The organism is Saccharopolyspora cebuensis (assembly GCF_039542665.1).
GTDB classification, from domain to species: domain Bacteria; phylum Actinomycetota; class Actinomycetes; order Mycobacteriales; family Pseudonocardiaceae; genus Saccharopolyspora; species Saccharopolyspora cebuensis.
Map to the genome: position 1 here is coordinate 125,989 of NZ_BAABII010000002.1, position 15,636 is coordinate 141,624.

Below are 15,636 nucleotides of genomic sequence, written 5' to 3' on the forward strand. Positions count from 1 at the left end.
GGTCCGGGCTCGCTACCGTGATCCGGTGCTGGTGGAGTGGGAGCGCTGCGCGGTCGCCGATCGGGCGGGGTTCGACCACGGCCAGCGGTCCTGGGGCGGGCTGCGGGACCTGCCGGGCTTCCTCGGCCGGTTCGGCGGGTGGAGCGGTCGCGGTACCGCGCACGTCTTCTCCTTCTGGGCCGACCGGCTCGCGCACGACCGGTTCTCGGCGGGCTTCCGCGAGGTGTTCGCCGCCGGGCAGGAACGCGGCCGGCTCCTGCTGTTCGAGCGGCGCGCCGACATCGGGAGCCCGCTGCCGGACACCTCCGGTGCCGGTGCGGCGCACCTGCGGCACCGCCGGGTGGTGCCGGAGCGGGCCGAACGCGCCGCGGCGGTGCTGGATGCGGTGTGGGTGCCGGGCACCGCGGTGGCGCCGGGACTGCTCGGTGGTGTCGTCGCGCGGCGCCCTGCCGAGTTCCTGGTGCTGACCCGGTGGAGCTCCGCGCTCGCGCACGCCCGCTACCGCGCGGAACGCTTCCCGGTGTTGCTCGGGCAGGCGGGCGACGACCCGGCCGAGGAGGAGGCCGACCTGGTCGACGTCGAACCGGGCTGGGAGGTCGCGCCACCCCGGTCGTGATCGGCGGAGGTCGAGGTCACAACGAAGATCGCAACTGGGACGGGCGCGACTTGACGCTATTCGATAGTGTGGCGGCACCAGCCACCCGTGACACCGTCGGCGACATCATCGGCGACGCCGTCCAGCCGTCATTCGCCACGGGCCGCCGTGCGCGACGCGTACGCAGTGCGTTCGACCGCGCACACCGCGTCGACCGTGATCGACGCCACCCGCGACTGGCGTCACATTAAGGGGGGTCGCCGCAGCGCGCGCTCGGTCGGTGGTGCGACCATGAAGTCATGGCTGGTAAATCCGATCCCACGCGGATTCTCATCCTCGGCGGCGGTTACGTCGGCATGTACACGGCACTGCAGCTCCAGAAGAAGCTGGGTCGCCGTGAAGCCTCCGTCACGGTCGTCGATCCTCAGCCGCACATGACCTACCAGCCCTTCCTCCCGGAAGCGGCAGCGGGTTCGATCGAACCGCGCCACGTGGTAGCGCCACTGCGACGAGTGTTGAAGCGGTGCCATGTGATCACCGCTGCCGTCACGGAGATCAATCATAGCGACAAGACCGTCACGGTCGAGCACCCGCAGACCGGGGCCGAGACGCTGGAGTACGACGCGCTGGTCGTCGCCCTCGGCTCGGTGTCGCGGCTGCTGCCGATCCCCGGCCTGGCTGACCAGGGCATCGGGCTCAAGACCGTCGGCGAGGCCATCTACCTGCGCAACCACGTGCTGGCCAAGATGGACGCCGCGGCCAACACCAACGACGAGGAGCTGCGCAAGCGGCTGCTGACGTTCACCTTCGTCGGCGGCGGCTTCGCCGGTGTCGAGGCGTTGGCCGAGCTGGAGGACATGGCCCGCTACTCCACGCGCTACTACGACAACATCAGCCCGGACGACATGTCCTGGGTGCTCGTCGAAGCGGCCGGCCGGGTGATGCCCGAGGTCAGCGAGAAGATGGGCGTCTACGTCGTCAAGGCGCTGGAAGAGCGCGGCATCAAGGTGTACCTCAACACCTTCCTGAAGTCGGTGGAGAACGGGCACGCCGTGCTCTCCGACGGCACCGAGTTCGACTCCGACACCCTGGTGTGGAACGCGGGCGTCAAGGCCAACCCGGTGCTCAAGAGCAGCGACCTGCCGCTCGACGAGCGCGGCCGGGTCCGGTCCACCGCGCACCTCCAGGTGGAAGGGCTGCCGCAGGTGTGGGCGGCCGGTGACTGCGCCGCGGTCCCGGACCTGTCCAAGGCCGAGGACGACCCCACCGCCACCTGCGCCCCGTCGGCGCAGCACGCGGTGCGCCAGGCCGACCAGCTCGCCAAGAACCTGCTCGCCACGCTCCGCGGCAAGCAGACCAAGGAGTACCGGCACGCCTACGCCGGCTCGGTCGCCGGGATGGGCCTGTACAAGGGCGTCGCCGACGTCTACGGGTTCAAGGCGAAGGGTTTCGTCGCCTGGTTCATGCACCGCGGCTACCACGTGAGCCGGATGCCCACCTTCAACCGCAAGATGCGCATCGTCATCGACTGGACGCTGGCGTTCCTGTTCAAGCGGGAGGCGGTGTCGATGGGGCAGATCCACAACCCGCGCGACGCCTTCGAACGGGCCGCCGCGAGCTGACCCGCGCTGCGCAACGAAGCCGCGTGCCCGGTGGGCACGCGGCCTTCTTGTCCGAACGGTTTCCGCGATGCTCCATGCAGGCGACATCGCGGGCCGCTATTCTTGACATTCCGTAGTGGGTGAACGAAGACTGTTCTTGGTGATCACTCGGAAGGTGTAGTCGTGCGTGGGGGAGTGGTGGAACCCTTGACGTTGAAGGAGCTGGTCGCACTGCTCCGCAGCGGAGAGGTCGTGGACGGACCGCTCGCCGACTTCGCCGCCGACTACGGGGAAGCCGCCCGCCACGTGCACAAGAAGGACGACTGAGGATGGCCGCGGCCGGCAGCGCGGGATCCGCGGTGGGACCGGTGCCGCTGCTGCTGCAGGGCCAGGACTACGCCTACCGGTCCGCCACCACCGGCCTGGACTTCCAGGAGCGGATGTTCGCCGCCGACCTCGTCGCCGACGCGCCCGGTGATCCGGTGCCCTGCGTCCTGGTGCTGGCCCGCGCGGCCGACATGGAGATGAACGCGCTGTCCCTGGCGCTGGCCGAGCACGACGTGCGGATGGTGCGCATCGACGCGGACCGCTGCTTGGACCTCGCGCTCACCGTCTACCACGACGCCCCGCTGCTGGAGCTCGGTCGCTGGTTGCTGCGCCCGGTCCTGGTGTGGGAGCGGCACTTCGACCTCACCGCGCTGCCGGTCGACCCGACCACCGCGCACGGCTCCTACGTCCGCGAGCAGTGGGCGGCGGTGTCCGGCTGGCTGACCTCGCGCGCGGACTGGGAGCACATCAACCCGGCGCGCGGGCTGGACCGGATGACGCAGCTCCGGGACGCCCGGGCGTTCGGCCTGCCGGTGCCCCGCAGCGTGGTCACCACGATGCCCGGCCGGTCCCGCCCCGGCGGCGGCCGGTGCGTGGTCAAGACCGCGGGACGGCACCTGCTGGAGCCGCGCCCGGGTGCGCTGCGCGGGCTGTTCCCGCGCCCGCTGGACGTCCGGCGCAGCGGTGCGGGCCGCGAGCCCGCCCCGGTGCTGGTGCAGGAGCACCTCGACGCCGATCACGAGCTGCGGGTGTTCGCCGTCGACGACCGGCTCATCGCCTACCGGGTGCGCAAGCTCGACCCGGCGCAGCTCTGGGTCGACCCCGAGGCGGTGACCGTGGAGCCGGTCGAGGTCCCCGACGCGCTCGCCGCGAAGCTCCGGGCGCTGCGCAGGCACTGGCGGCTGCACGTCGCCGCCTTCGACTTACTCCGCGTCGCGGATGACTGGTACTTCCTCGAAGTCAACGTCAACTGCGACTGGCGGTGGTTCGAGGAGCGCGCAGGCGGCACCGAGGTGAGCGACGCGGTGCACCGCTCGGTGCGGGAGCGCTTCGCCGCGGCGACCGCCACGACCGGGTGGTGACCGACCGCGGCGTTGCTCTGTTCGGGGGTTTCCCGATCCGGGGAACCGAGCGCAGAGTCAGTGCGTCGAACCTGCGGTGACCACCCACCGCGACGATCATCAGCCCCCGTAGCCCAATTGGCAGAGGCAGACGACTTAAACTCGTCAGAGTGTCGGTTCGAGTCCGACCGGGGGCACCAGCGGACCCCAGGCGATCGCCCGGGACGGCGGCGTGGCCCTCGGAACCGGATCGCGGCCCGTCGCCGGGCGATCCGATCGACCCCCTGGACCTGGCATGTCGAGCGGACGCGGGTGGCTGGCGGCTCGCGGGCCATCGACCGCCGTGCCCGAGGCCCCCGCAGGACCTGACCCGCGGGGACCTCGCCGCGGTCAGTAGGGCAGGTTCAGCAACTGGTGGGTGAGCTCGGCGACCACGGGGTTCGCGGTGCCCGAAGCCGCGCCGGTGACCAGCGCCTGGCAAACCCGGGACACCGCGGTGCGGAGCCGCCTGCGCTGCCCGGGTTCGCGCCGGGTCGTCTCCAGCGCGGCTCGGGCCTCCTCGCGGACCGCCCGGTCGGCATCGGCCTCCAAGCCGGCTTCGGGGAGCCGGGCCAAGACCTGGTGCAGCGCGGCGGCGACCTGCCCGGCCAGCGGATCCTCCGGCGCGTGCCCGCCACCGACGGTGACGGGGCCGTAGACGGGTCCGGTGAACACCGCGGAGCCAGGGGCCGGCGGCATGCGGTGCACGTGCGGATCCTTCGGGGCGGCGGCGCGGCGGACGCGGTACTCCTGGGGCTCGCTCATCCCGAGCCTGGTCGCGAGGTCGAGCAGCTGGTCGGCGATCCGGGACCGTTCCGGGTCACCGGGGAACTGGCACACGTTGGGCGTCTCCTTCGGCTGTGCGGAAAAGCAACTCCCCCCGTTGAAGTTCACCCAATCGCAGGTAGGCCCGGCACGGCCACCGATTCCGGCGACCGGCGCTTTCCGGGCGCCCGGCGGTCCGGTCGGCGCACCGCCACCGATCACCGCCGCACGCGCTGGCAGCTCCGCAGGAGCCGTTGAACCCCGATCGCCCGGACCCGGGCAACCCGACACCGCTCCAGAGCGCCGAACGACGTCGCCGCGGCGACACGCCCGTTCCGGGCGGACTCCATGCGGTCGCCTTCGACGGCTACGCGCGGTTGAGGCGGAGGAGGCGTGGGGTCGCTGCGAGGGCGATCGCCGCCGTCAGCACCGAGGCGCCGAGGATGACGGTGCGCAGCGAGCTCGTCTCCGCGATCGGCCCGGCGATGCCGGCGCCCAGCGGCATCAGGCCCCAGGCGAGGACCCGGTGCGCGCTGGTCACCCGGCCCATCATCGGTCGTGGGGTGAGGCGTTGCCGGTTGGCCGCGGACAGCACGTTCCACGCGCCGGCTCCCAGTCCCATGACGAAGTACGCGCCCCACGCCGCCGCCGGGGCGTCGAAGGCACCGAGCAACGCCATCCCGATCGCCAGGACGAGCAGCGCTCCCACCATCACGGCGCCGTTGCCCAGCCGCTGCGACAACGCCGACGCGGCGGGTACGGCCGACAGGGTGCCGATCGCCGTGCACACCAGCAGCGTCGGTACCGACGCCGCGGGCAGGCCCAACGACTCGATCGCGTACAGGAACGCCACCGCGTTGACACCGCTGGTCAGGAGTGCGGTCAGCCCCACGACCCCGACGACCGCGCGCAGCGGCGGATTGCGCACCAGGAAGCGGACTCCGTCGAGCACCTCGGCGCGCAGCGAACCCGTTCCGCGCTGGGGCGCCCGCTCGGTCCGGCGCGGCACCGCGGCCACCAGGGAGGCGGCGATCCCGAGCGCCAGCGCGGTGGCGGCGAAGCACAGGGCCGGGTGCCAGGCGAACAGCGCCGCCGCGCCGAGCGGACCTGCGATCTCCACACCGGCGGTTTCCGTGCTGACGAATCGGCCGTTGGCCCGCTCCAGGTCCGTCGGCCCGGCCGACGAGACGAGCAGCGTCTGCCCGGCCGAGTCGGCGAAGGTCTCCGCGGTGCTGAGCAGGAACGCGCATCCCAGGAGCACGGGCACCCCGGCATCGCCGGTGTGGACGAGACCGGCGAGGAGCAGGGTCACCGCGCAGCGGAAGACGTGCGCGGAGATCAAGGTGTTCCGCGATCGCCACCGGTCGACCATCGCTCCCGCGGGCAAGGCGATCAGCAACCACGGCAGCACGGTCGCCACCGCGACCGCCGACACGGCCAGCGGATCCCGCGTGCTCACCGCGGTGAACAGCGGCAGCGCGGCGGCCCGAACCCCGTCACCGACCGACGAGACGGTCCAAGCCCCGAGCAGGAAGCGGAACGCCGGAGTGCGGATCCCCACCTCGGGACCGCCGAGCCCCACCATCAGCGCAGCCTCCCGCGCACTCGCACGACCACCGGCGCGCCGTCGCGGGGCGCCGACCACCGGAGGTGGCCCGCGTCAGGACGGAGCGTTGCCGGAACCGCACCGTGCCACCCGGGCGCGTCCGGCACCAGGCCGGAGATCGTTCGATCGGTACTAGCGGGAACGGTGTGGTTTTGCCGATTTTCCCGGGTGCGCGGTCGTCGAGTTGGGCCCGGCGCGCTGCTCTCGACGCCGCGGCGGGTGCCCGGCCTCGGCAGGTGTTGCGCCCGCAGCGCGAACTGCGGGTCAGCGCAGCGGGTTCCGGCGGACCGGCGGTCAGCGTCCGGGTGGGAGGGGTTGGGGGTCCGTGCTCTGGTCGGTGTTCGAGAGGTCGATCCCGTAGTCGCGGGCGAACACGTTGTGGGTCTCGACGAGGACGCCCTCCGCGTTCTCGTCGAGGTGGAAGACCCGGGCGCCGCGGAGCCGGTGGTTGTCCTCGCCGCCCAGCCCGTACGCGCCGAATCCGGTGCCCGGCCCGTATCCGAGGAGCACGCCGTAGTAGTCGCCCTGGTAGGTGTTGATGTGGTCGTGCCCGACGAAGACGCCCCGGACATCACCTCGGTGCTGGATCGCCGAGAACATCCCGGAGTTGAACGGACCGGGGCACTCGTCCTCGTTGCGCTCGCCGGTGATGCCGTGCTTGCGCACCGCGCGTTCGTGGTCGGCTCCAGTGCGGCTGTCCACGCTGGCGAACCACATGAACCGGTGCTCCCAGAGGCAGATGTGCAGGAACATCAGGCCCGGCACCGGGAATCCGGCGCGCTGCTCCAGGGCCGCGGAGGTGTCCAGGTACCAGCCGACCTGATCGCCGCGCAGCCAGTCCCAGTCGGGGTAGCCCTCGAAGTCCTGCCCGGCGATCCGCTCGGGCGCGTACCGGCCGCTGTCGAGCAGCCACACGGCGAAGGCCGGTGCGTTCCCGCGCGATCCGTTGATCAGCAGGTTCATGTTGCCGGTGCCGGTGATGCCCTCGGGGCCGGGCTCGTTGACGTTGTGCCGGTAGCCCCGGAAGAACTCCAGCATGTCCTTCTCGTCGAACCCGGTCGCCGCGGTGGAATCCTCGTCGTGGTTGCCGAACGTCGCCGCCCACGCGACGCCGCGCCGCTCCATCGGCTGCACGACGTTGTTGAGCGCTTGCTTGGTCTCCAGCTCGGTGCGCGGTCCACCGTTGATGAGGTCGCCGACCAGCACCACGAGATCGGGCCGTTCGGCGTCCAGCACCCGGTCCATGAGCTCGATGGTCCGCCGGTCGATGCGGTGGTCGTCCTGGGTGTCGTTGAACTGCACGATCTTGAACCGGCCGTTCGGGTTGAAGCGCAGGGGCGCGTTCGCGGTGCCCGCCCCGGCCGCGTGGCCGGATGAGCCGAACGCCATCGCCAGCGCGCCGGCCCCACCTGCCCTGAAGACGTTCCGCCGAGCCACACCTGGCCGATTCGACACGTTGCCCACACCCTTCGCACGGAGACGACAGGATCATGGGCCGCCGCGGTGGCCCGCACGTGAACCCCGCCCGAACCGGAGCGGAAGGGTGGCTGCCGCCGTCAGGTCGTGGCGGGGACGAACAGGCCGACGACGTCGGGGAGGATCAGCAGGACGAGGGCGACCAGGCAGGCGACCTCGATGGTCCGCTCGATGCGCTTGCCGGAGCGGGAACCGACGCGCCAGCGCAGGGATTCGGGGAGCACGTGGGAGCGGCGCCAGCGGGAGCCGCGGCACTGGGCGCTGGGGCGGCACTTCGGGCAGCGGCGGCGCAGCGGCCAGCTCCACGGGATGCCGCTGCGGGTGGCCGAATCGCCGATCGAGTGCACGATCATCCCGATGGCGACGCTGGCGCCCGCGTACCAGCCGAGTTCGTCCATCGCGCCGGAGACGAACAGCGCCGCCGTGATGAGCACCGCGGTCAGCATCGCCCCGGCGTCGCGGTGGGTCTTCAGCCTGCGGCGCACCCAGCGCGGGCCGGAGCGGGACAGCGCGCTGATCCCCGGCGCCAGCACCAGGACCAGCACCAGCGTCGTCACCCAGGGGGTGAGGAGGGCGCCCAAGCCGACCAGGAGGCCGAGCCCCACCGCGAAGACCGGGGTGTGCACCAGACCGCGGTGCTCGCCGTCGCCCGCCGGGTCGTGCGGCAGCCGGGTGGCGCCGTAGGCGGTGCGCGCGAGCCGCTGGAACGCCTCGCCGACGAACGCGGTCAGCGGGCCGCCGGAGCGGTACGCGGTGGCACCGTCGGCGTCGAGGTCGGGCAGCAGCGCCGCGCCCGCGCCCAGCAGCGCCCCGACCGCGGTCCCGGCCGCACCCAGCTCCGCTCCGGTCGCCGCACCGATCGCCGAGGACGACAGCGCCCCCGCCACCGCACCCGTGCACGCGTGTCCACCGGCCTCCACGCAGATCCCCCTCTCGCGTTGTGCGCGCCAGCCGACCGCATCCGCGCGCGCGGCGGAACCGCCGGACGGCTGATCCCATGATCACAGCGCAGTTCCGCCCCGGATCACCGGGCCACCGCTAGGATCGGGCGGACCGGGCGAGGCGAGGAGGTGCGGTGAGCGATTCGACGGAGGGCATCGATCTGTCCCGGCCGAACGCCGCCCGGGTCTACGACTACTACCTCGGGGGTCACCACAACTTCGCCGCCGACCGGCGGATGGCCGAGGACGCGATCGAGCTGTGGCCGGACCTGCCGCTGATCATGCAGGCCAACCGCGCCTTCCTGCGGCGCGCGGTGCGCTACTGCGCGGACCTCGGGGTGCGGCAGTTCCTCGACCTGGGTTCGGGCATCCCGACGGTCGGCAACGTGCACGAGGTGGCGCAGGAGCGGGCGCCGGGCGCGCGCGTGGTGTACGTGGACCAGGAGCCGGTCGCCGCCGCCTACTCCCGGAGCATGCTGCGGGACGACCCGGACGCCGCGATGGTGCAGTCCGATCTCCGCGACCCCGACGCCGTCCTCGGCGCCCCGGAGGTCCGCGACCTCCTCGACCTGGACCGGCCGGTGGCGCTGATGGTCGTCGCGGTGCTGCACTTCGTCGACGACCCCGCCGAGGTGCTGGCCCGCTACCGCGACGCCCTGGCGCCCGGCAGCCCGCTGGTGCTCTCGCACGCCAGCCAGGAGGGGCGGCCGGACCTGGCCGAGTCGCACTCCGGGTTGTACCGGCAGCGCACCAGCACTCCGATGACGATGCGCTCGCACGCCGAGGTGACCGCGCTGTTCGAGGGCTTCGACCTCGTCGAACCCGGGGTCGTGTTCCTGCCGGAGTGGCGGCCGGAGGACCCGGAGCGCGACCCGAGCCGGTTTACCGGGCTGGCGGGGGTCGGCATCAAGCCGTGACCCCGGGCGCCTGCGGTGGCGGACCTGGCGGGCGCCGCTGTGGGGCGTCTCATGGTGTGGTCCGCGGGGGTGGGTCTTCCACCGCCAGCTGATCACCGACACAATGCGCGCCCATGGCCAACGAGCGCCCAGATCGGCAGCCGAACCCGCCGCGGCGCGGACCACAGCCCCCCGGCGGACCACCGCCCGGGCCTGATCAGCAGGGTCGTCCGCCGCAGCCGCCGGGCCCGGAGCAGCCGACCCAGCGCGCCCCGCAGGGGCCGCCCCCTCGTCCGCCGGGGCAGCAGCCGCCACCGCCACCGGGCCAGCAGCCCCCTCCCGGGCCTCCCGGTCAGCCCCCGCCGCCCGGACAGCCCGTGCCTCCTGGTCAACCCGTGCCGCCGCCCGGCCAGCAGCGGCCCCCCATGCCTCCCGGGCCGCCCGTGCCTCCGGGGCAGCCCGTGCCGCCGGGGCAGCCCGTGCCTCCCGGTCAGCCCGTGCCGCCGCCCGGGCAGCAGGCACCGCCACCGCCCGGTCAGGCACCGCCGCCCGGCCAGATGCCGCCGGGGCAGGTGCCACCGGGACAGCCGGTGCCGCCGCCCGGCCACCAGGGACCACCGCCGCCCCCGGAGGCGCCCACCCAGAGCGTCCAGCCGAACCCGCCGCCACCGCCGCAGCCGAAGCCGACGCTGATGCAACCGGTGCGGGACCCCTACGCGGGGGAGTCCTACGACTGGTACGACGACTCGGAACCCGAGCCGGAGCCGCCCCGCCGGGAGCCGCCCCGGGCCCGCCGCGAACCGCCGCCGGACCGCTACGACGACTACGACCGCTACGACGACTACGACGATTACGACGACGAGCCGCCGCGCCGCCGGGAGCGCCCGCGCGAACGCCGCCGCGAGCCGGAGCCCTACCGGGAACCCGAGCCGTACCGGGAGCCGCCGCGCCAGCGCGACCGGGTCGGGCCGAGCGCGGACGCGATCGGGCGGATCATCCAGCTCGTCACCGCGCTGATCGCCCTGGTGTTCGTGCTGCACATCGTGTTCGTCGTCACGGGGGCGAGCCAGGACAACGGTTTCGTCTCGTTCTCCTACGGGGTCGCCCGGGTGTTCGTGTTCGGGCTCGGCGACGTGTTCACCCCGGAGGACGCGACCATCGGCGTGGTGCTCAACTACGGCTTCGCCGCCCTCATCTACCTGGTGCTCGGCCGGATCGTGGCCCGCGCGCTGAAGCGGTAGCCGTCGCGGACCGGCGCCCGCCCGAGAGGTCCGCGTGGCGCCGGTCACGCCCGAGTGACGGGGGGTCGACACCGGCCGCTCGGTCGCATGGCACCCTGGTAGGGCTGACCTGCGGACACAGCGCGGGTACGGCTGCGCAGGTGCGCCCCGGTGGCGATGACGACCGGGCGATGACCAGGAGTGATTGAGTGTTCGACTTCATCCTCTACCCGGTGTCGGCCATCTTGTGGTTCTGGCACAAGATCTTCGGCTTCGTGCTGGGACCGGACAACGGGTTCGCCTGGGCGCTCTCGGTGTTCTTCCTCGTGTTCTCGCTGCGGCTGGTGCTGCTCAAGCCGGCGATCAGCCAGATCCGGTCCGGCCGGCAGATGCAGAAGTTCGCCCCGCACATGCAGAAGATGCGGGAGAAGTACAAGAACGACAAGCAGCGCATGGCGCAGGAGATGCAGAAGCTGCAGTCCGAGCACGGGGTGAACCCGCTCGGCGGCTGCCTGCCCGCGCTGCTGCAGATCCCGGTGTTCCTGAGCCTGTTCACCGTGCTGCGCAACTTCACCCCGGGGGCGCAGAGCAACTACATCTTCGACGCCCAGGGCGTCGAGTCGTTCATCCAGGCCGACATCTTCGGCGCGAAGCTGTCGAACTGGGTCACCCAGCCCGCCCAGGAACTCGCCGCGTTCGGCACCGACCGGACCTCGATGATGATCGTCGCCATCCCGCTGATGCTGGTCGCGTCCGTCGCGACCTACTTCACGATGCGGATGTCGATGAAGCGGCAGACCGAGGCGGCCATGGCCAACCCGCAGACGGCCATGATGGGCAAGTTCATGATGTACGTCGCGCCGATCGGTGCGATCGTCTCCGGCCCGTTCCTGCCCATCGCGGTGCTGCTGTACTGGCTGGCGAACAACTTCTGGACCCTCGGCCAGCAGCACCTGCTGACCAACAAGATCGACCGCGAGCAGGAGCGCCAGCGGCAGAAGGAGATCGAGGCCAAGAAGGCGGCGCCGCGGCCCAAGCCCGGTCAGAAGCCGAACCGCCCGCAGGAGGGCGCGGTGCAGACCGAGGAGGAGACCGAGGAGGCCCCCGCGCAGCGCTCCGGTGCTCCGCAGCAGCAGAACCGGCCGAAGTCCCAGCGCTCCGGTGGCGGGGGCGGTCGCCCCGGCGGCAAGAAGGGGCAGCAGAAGAACCGGCCGGGCAAGCAGGCGGCCTCGGCCAAGAAGGGCAAGAAGAAGCGCTGAACGAGAAGGAGGGCCGGTGGTCGGGTGACCACCGGCCCTCCTTCCGTTCGATCACACGGGCGTGGCGATGACGATCCGGTTCTCGTCGTAGCCCATGTCGCCGCCGACGTAGCGGCCGCCGCAGGTCACCAGCACGAGCCGGTGCGCACCGCCCTGGCTGAACAGCTCCTCGGCGCGGCCGGGGAGCTCGTCCTTGTGCAGGGTCAGCACCTCGGTGACCTGGTAGTCGTGCTGCACGCCCGCGTCGTCGACCACCGTGACCCGGTCACCGGTCCGGGAGTCCCAGAGCTCGGAGAACGGGCCCTCGGCGCCTTCCCAGTTGACGTGCCCGGCCAGCACCGTCGCCCCACCGGGGGCGTCGAGGCCGGCGCCCCACCAGGTCGCCTCGTCCACCCCGTCGGGGACGGGCAGGGTGCCCGAGCGGTCCAGTTCGTCCCGCACGAGCTCCGCCGTCCCGCCCCGGGGCAGCCGGATGGTGCCCGGCGGCTGACCGGCGGGCACGTGGATCGGCTGCACCGGCAGCGCCGCCGGATCGTCCTCGACGGCCTCGGTGCGGGCCTGGTGCCGGTCCGGGGCGCCCGCCGCGGCGCTCGGGGTGCTCGGCGCCGCGGGCCCGACCAGGGCCACCGCGATGGCGATCACCGCCGCCACCGCGACGACCCCGGCCGAGACCAGCACGAGCAGCCGACGCCGCGAGGTCACCGCTGGCGCTCCGGCCGGCGCAGCGCGTAGCCGCCGACGGCCACCGCGCCCGCCAGCGCCATGCCGCCCAGGCCGAGCAGGCCCAGGTTCACGCCCGGCTCGTCACCGGCCGGGATGCGGATCGGCACGGTCGGCGTGTTCGGCACGTTGGACACCACCAGCTCCAGCGTCTGCCCCGGTTCGAGGACCCCGGTCACCGACGGCGGGTTGGCCGGGTCGAACGCCTCCTCGTAGCCGGGAGCCGGGCTGACCTCGGTGATCATGACCTCCTGCGGGGTCTTGAGGTCCGGGATGACGGCGGTGCCGTCGGCGCCGGTGGTGAGCACCGCCGGCTCGCCGTCCGGGCCGACCAGCGGGGTGCCGTCCTGGCGCAGCGCGGGGGAGCCGTCCGGCAGCGACAGCCGCAGCGCGACGCCGCTGATCCGGGCCTGGCTCTGCTCGTCGACCTTGGTGATCCGCACCTGCCCGGGCGCGGTCACCGCGGTCGTGGTCGCCTCGACGGTGAGCTGCTGCTCGCCGCCGGTGGAGACGACCCGCTGCGTGGTGTCGGGCGCGTCGACCGCCTGCCGCACGTACGGGCGGTCGGCCGGGGCCGCCAGCTCGCCGGTGATCGTGGGGTTCGGCCCGGTGGGCGTCACCTCCAGCACCAGCGGGCTGCCGTCGGCCGGGGTGGTGGCCACGCCGTCGGTGAGCCCCGCGACCTCGGCGTCGGTGGCGGTGATCCGCACCGGGACGTCGCCGACGCCCTGGTCCTCGGCCCGGGTGACGGCCAGCGTCCACTCCGCGGTCTCGCCGATGGTCTGCTCGCCCTCCGGGGCGGTCAGCTCGGCCTCCCACGGGCCCCGGTTGGCCTCCGCCTCGGCCCGCAGCCGCTCGACCGCTTCCTTGGCTTCGGCGGGCAGCTTGTCGAAGTGGAAGTCGATGTCGTAGGCGATCTCGGTGAACGAGTTGCCCGGGTTCAAGTCGTCTTGTCCTGGGCGCGGCGCCGCCGTCCAGGAGTGCAGGAGGTGCGCCAGCGCGGCGGCCTCGTGATCGGACTGCGTGTCGCCGTAGCGCAGCAGCAGGTACGAGATGTTCGCCGCGATCTCCGGGGCGAGCGGCTCGCCCCACTTGGTGCCCAGCGGATCGCCGGGCTGGTACTCCTGTCCGCTGTCCGGTGCGGTCAGCGCGAACTGGACGCACCAGACGTGCTGGCCCTGGAGCATGTAGGAGCCGAGCCAGTCCCGGTCCCGATTCACGCCGCCGTAGGGCTGGCCGGGGGTGACCTCGTGACCGACGCCTTCCTGTACGGACGCGAGCGCCGCTCCGGGAACGGCGAACGCTCCCGCCCCGGCGAGCAGGGCGGTGCCGAGCGCCGCCGCGACCCATTTTCTGACCATGCGCATGCAAGCTCCGCTTCGAAGTGGAGGGGAAAGAGACGTCACCGGCTCGCTCGCGCGCGTGCGCGCCCCGACCGGGAGCAAAACGGACGTCGAGGGTGATCCTTCCGATCACCCTCGGTGTCCACAAGGCTCCAAAGGGTTGAAGGGGGCGGCTACTCCTCGGTGTGATCCCGGCACTTCCGGTGAGGGATGAGTCACCCGGACGGGCGCAGCGCGACCGGAACGGCGGCGCGCGGTCCTCACCGGTCGCAACGGGCGCCGCGGGTTGGCGACGCGACGTGATCGTTACCCGCATCGGCGGATCGTCGCGGTGACGTCGTCGGTGGGTGCTGGGTCCGGCGACCGGATGCCGGTAAAGTCGCTTTTACCGAGCGGGAACTCATCGGCTGCCCCGGTCGTTGTTCCCCATGACGGCGCAAGCACGCCCAGGAGGATGAGTTGCGCACAACGAGCAACCCCGCGTTCAAGAACCTGCCCACCTCGGGCGGGCACGCGAACTTCAACTACGCCCAGGGGCAGGCCGGCGGCTTCGGCTCTCCCCTCGGGCAGTCCTCGGCCGCGCCCACCAAGACGGCGCGTCCGATGACCATCGACGACGTGGTCACCAAGACCGCGATCACCCTCGGCCTCGCGGTCATCACCGGTGCGGTGACCTACCTCGCCGGACCGCCCGCGATGGCGCTCGCCCTGCCCGCGCTGCTGGTCGGGTTCGTGCTCTCGCTGGTCATCATCTTCAAGAAGAAGCCGAGCCCGGCGCTGGTCGTCGCGTACTCGATCGTCGAGGGCGTGTTCCTCGGCGCGATCAGCTACGCCTTCGCCATGGCCACCGGAATGGGCGTCGGGCTGGTGCTCAACGCCATCCTGGGCACGGTCGGCGTGTTCGCCGCGATGCTGGTCGTCTACAAGACCGGTGCGGTGCGGGTCACCCCCAAGCTGACCAAGTGGATCATCGGCGCCGTCGCGGGCGTGGCGATCCTGATGCTGGTCAACCTGGTGGCGAGCTTCTTCGTCGCCGGTGGCCTGGGGCTGCGCGAGGCGGGCCCGCTGGGCATCGCCTTCAGCCTGCTGTGCATCGGCGTGGCGGCGTTCAGCTTCCTGCTCGACTTCGACGCCGCCGACCGCGCGATCCGGTCCGGGGTGGACTCGAAGTTCTCCTGGTACATCGCCTTCGGCCTGATGACCACGCTGGTGTGGCTGTACCTGGAGTTCCTGCGGCTGTTCGCGATGTTCAACCAGGACTAGTCCCACCACGCTCCAGGGCGCGACCGCCGGGAAGCGGTGCCGACCACCACGGTCGGCACCGCTTCTTCACGTCCAGGCCCACCGAGGCCCACCGCACCCGTCCGTGACATGAGTGAGGGGCACCCTTGCCCAAGTAACTCGGACGAGGGTGCCCCTCACCTCGTCAACGCCACCTGAACCGACCGACGAGAACCTCCCGCAGCCACCCAGACCCAGCGGGCGGCCACCCCGAAGCCCAAGCAAGCGGGCACAGCCACTTCCGCCCCGACCGCGCCACCCCAACCACAGTCAGGCAAACGGCAAAAGCCGCTTCCGCACCGACCGGCGCCACCGCAACCACCGTCAGGTAAACGGCGTCAGCCGTTTTCGCACTGACCGCGCCAACGCAACCACCGTCAGGCAAACGGCGTCAGCCGTTTTCGCCTTGCCCCACGCACGGCACCGGCACCGCCGCGGGTTCTCAGCGGCCTTCTCGCGAGGACGCCCTGATGCCGTGTATTGGCATACATCAAGAAGGGCGCCCG

13 protein-coding genes and 1 tRNA gene are annotated in these 15,636 nt (G+C 72.2%); 8 read left to right on the forward strand and 6 right to left on the reverse strand.

The features are described from left to right. The first annotated feature begins 25 nt into the window (after window positions 1–25). From ABD976_RS01845 to ABD976_RS01860, 4 genes are all read left to right on the forward strand, one after another. A complete protein-coding gene (locus ABD976_RS01845) occupies window positions 26–616 on the forward strand; it encodes a DUF4937 domain-containing protein (RefSeq protein ID WP_345356011.1) in 591 nt (196 codons plus the stop codon). A gap of 278 nt (window positions 617–894) precedes the next feature. Next, on the forward strand, window positions 895–2,217 hold the full coding sequence (locus tag ABD976_RS01850; RefSeq protein ID WP_345356014.1) for an NAD(P)/FAD-dependent oxidoreductase: 1,323 nt from the start codon (window positions 895–897) through the stop codon (window positions 2,215–2,217). A gap of 308 nt (window positions 2,218–2,525) precedes the next feature. After that, window positions 2,526–3,605 carry an ATP-grasp domain-containing protein gene (locus tag ABD976_RS01855; protein ID WP_345356017.1) on the forward strand — a complete coding sequence of 360 codons (1,080 nt, stop codon included), beginning with the start codon at window positions 2,526–2,528 and terminating at the stop codon, window positions 3,603–3,605. 102 nt (window positions 3,606–3,707) lie between these two features. Then, a tRNA-Leu gene (locus ABD976_RS01860) sits at window positions 3,708–3,784 on the forward strand. A gap of 190 nt (window positions 3,785–3,974) precedes the next feature. Here ABD976_RS01860 and ABD976_RS01865 read toward each other — a convergent pair. The 4 genes from ABD976_RS01865 to ABD976_RS01880 all read right to left on the reverse strand — a co-directional run bounded on the left by ABD976_RS01865 (window position 3,975) and on the right by ABD976_RS01880 (window position 8,390). Further along, window positions 3,975–4,463: a hypothetical protein gene (locus ABD976_RS01865; protein WP_345356020.1), complete on the reverse strand. Its 489-nt coding sequence runs from the start codon at window positions 4,461–4,463 to the stop codon at window positions 3,975–3,977. 292 nt (window positions 4,464–4,755) lie between these two features. After that, a complete protein-coding gene (locus ABD976_RS01870; RefSeq protein WP_345356023.1) occupies window positions 4,756–5,973 on the reverse strand; it encodes an MFS transporter in 1,218 nt (405 codons plus the stop codon). A 315-nt stretch (window positions 5,974–6,288) separates the two neighbouring features. Further along, window positions 6,289–7,383, reverse strand: a complete 1,095-nt coding sequence (locus ABD976_RS01875; protein ID WP_345356026.1) for a metallophosphoesterase family protein — start codon at window positions 7,381–7,383, stop codon at window positions 6,289–6,291. A 167-nt stretch (window positions 7,384–7,550) separates the two neighbouring features. Continuing rightward, entirely contained in the window at window positions 7,551–8,390 is an 840-nt protein-coding gene (locus tag ABD976_RS01880; protein WP_345356029.1) for a metal-dependent hydrolase, read from the reverse strand. A gap of 155 nt (window positions 8,391–8,545) precedes the next feature. Here ABD976_RS01880 and ABD976_RS01885 point away from each other — a divergent pair, with 155 nt between their 5' ends. The 3 genes from ABD976_RS01885 to yidC all read left to right on the forward strand — a co-directional run bounded on the left by ABD976_RS01885 (window position 8,546) and on the right by yidC (window position 11,786). Further along, window positions 8,546–9,328: an SAM-dependent methyltransferase gene (locus ABD976_RS01885; RefSeq protein ID WP_345356032.1), complete on the forward strand. Its 783-nt coding sequence runs from the start codon at window positions 8,546–8,548 to the stop codon at window positions 9,326–9,328. A 476-nt stretch (window positions 9,329–9,804) separates the two neighbouring features. Continuing rightward, entirely contained in the window at window positions 9,805–10,548 is a 744-nt protein-coding gene (locus ABD976_RS01890; protein ID WP_345356035.1) for a hypothetical protein, read from the forward strand. Between the two features lie 188 nt (window positions 10,549–10,736). Further along, a complete protein-coding gene (gene yidC, locus ABD976_RS01895) occupies window positions 10,737–11,786 on the forward strand; it encodes a membrane protein insertase YidC (protein WP_345356038.1) in 1,050 nt (349 codons plus the stop codon). Between the two features lie 51 nt (window positions 11,787–11,837). Here yidC and ABD976_RS01900 read toward each other — a convergent pair whose 3' ends face one another. Both ABD976_RS01900 and ABD976_RS01905 read right to left on the reverse strand, forming a co-directional pair. Continuing rightward, on the reverse strand, window positions 11,838–12,488 hold the full coding sequence (locus ABD976_RS01900) for a class F sortase (protein ID WP_345356041.1): 651 nt from the start codon (window positions 12,486–12,488) through the stop codon (window positions 11,838–11,840). Next, on the reverse strand, window positions 12,485–13,873 hold the full coding sequence (locus ABD976_RS01905) for an MSCRAMM family protein (RefSeq protein WP_345356044.1): 1,389 nt from the start codon (window positions 13,871–13,873) through the stop codon (window positions 12,485–12,487). Before ABD976_RS01905 ends, ABD976_RS01900 begins: the two co-directional genes overlap by 4 nt. 435 nt (window positions 13,874–14,308) lie before the next feature. Here ABD976_RS01905 and ABD976_RS01910 point away from each other — a divergent pair, with 435 nt between their 5' ends. Next, window positions 14,309–15,112 carry a Bax inhibitor-1/YccA family protein gene (locus tag ABD976_RS01910; RefSeq protein WP_345356047.1) on the forward strand — a complete coding sequence of 268 codons (804 nt, stop codon included), beginning with the start codon at window positions 14,309–14,311 and terminating at the stop codon, window positions 15,110–15,112. Window positions 15,113–15,636: the final 524 nt, after the last annotated feature.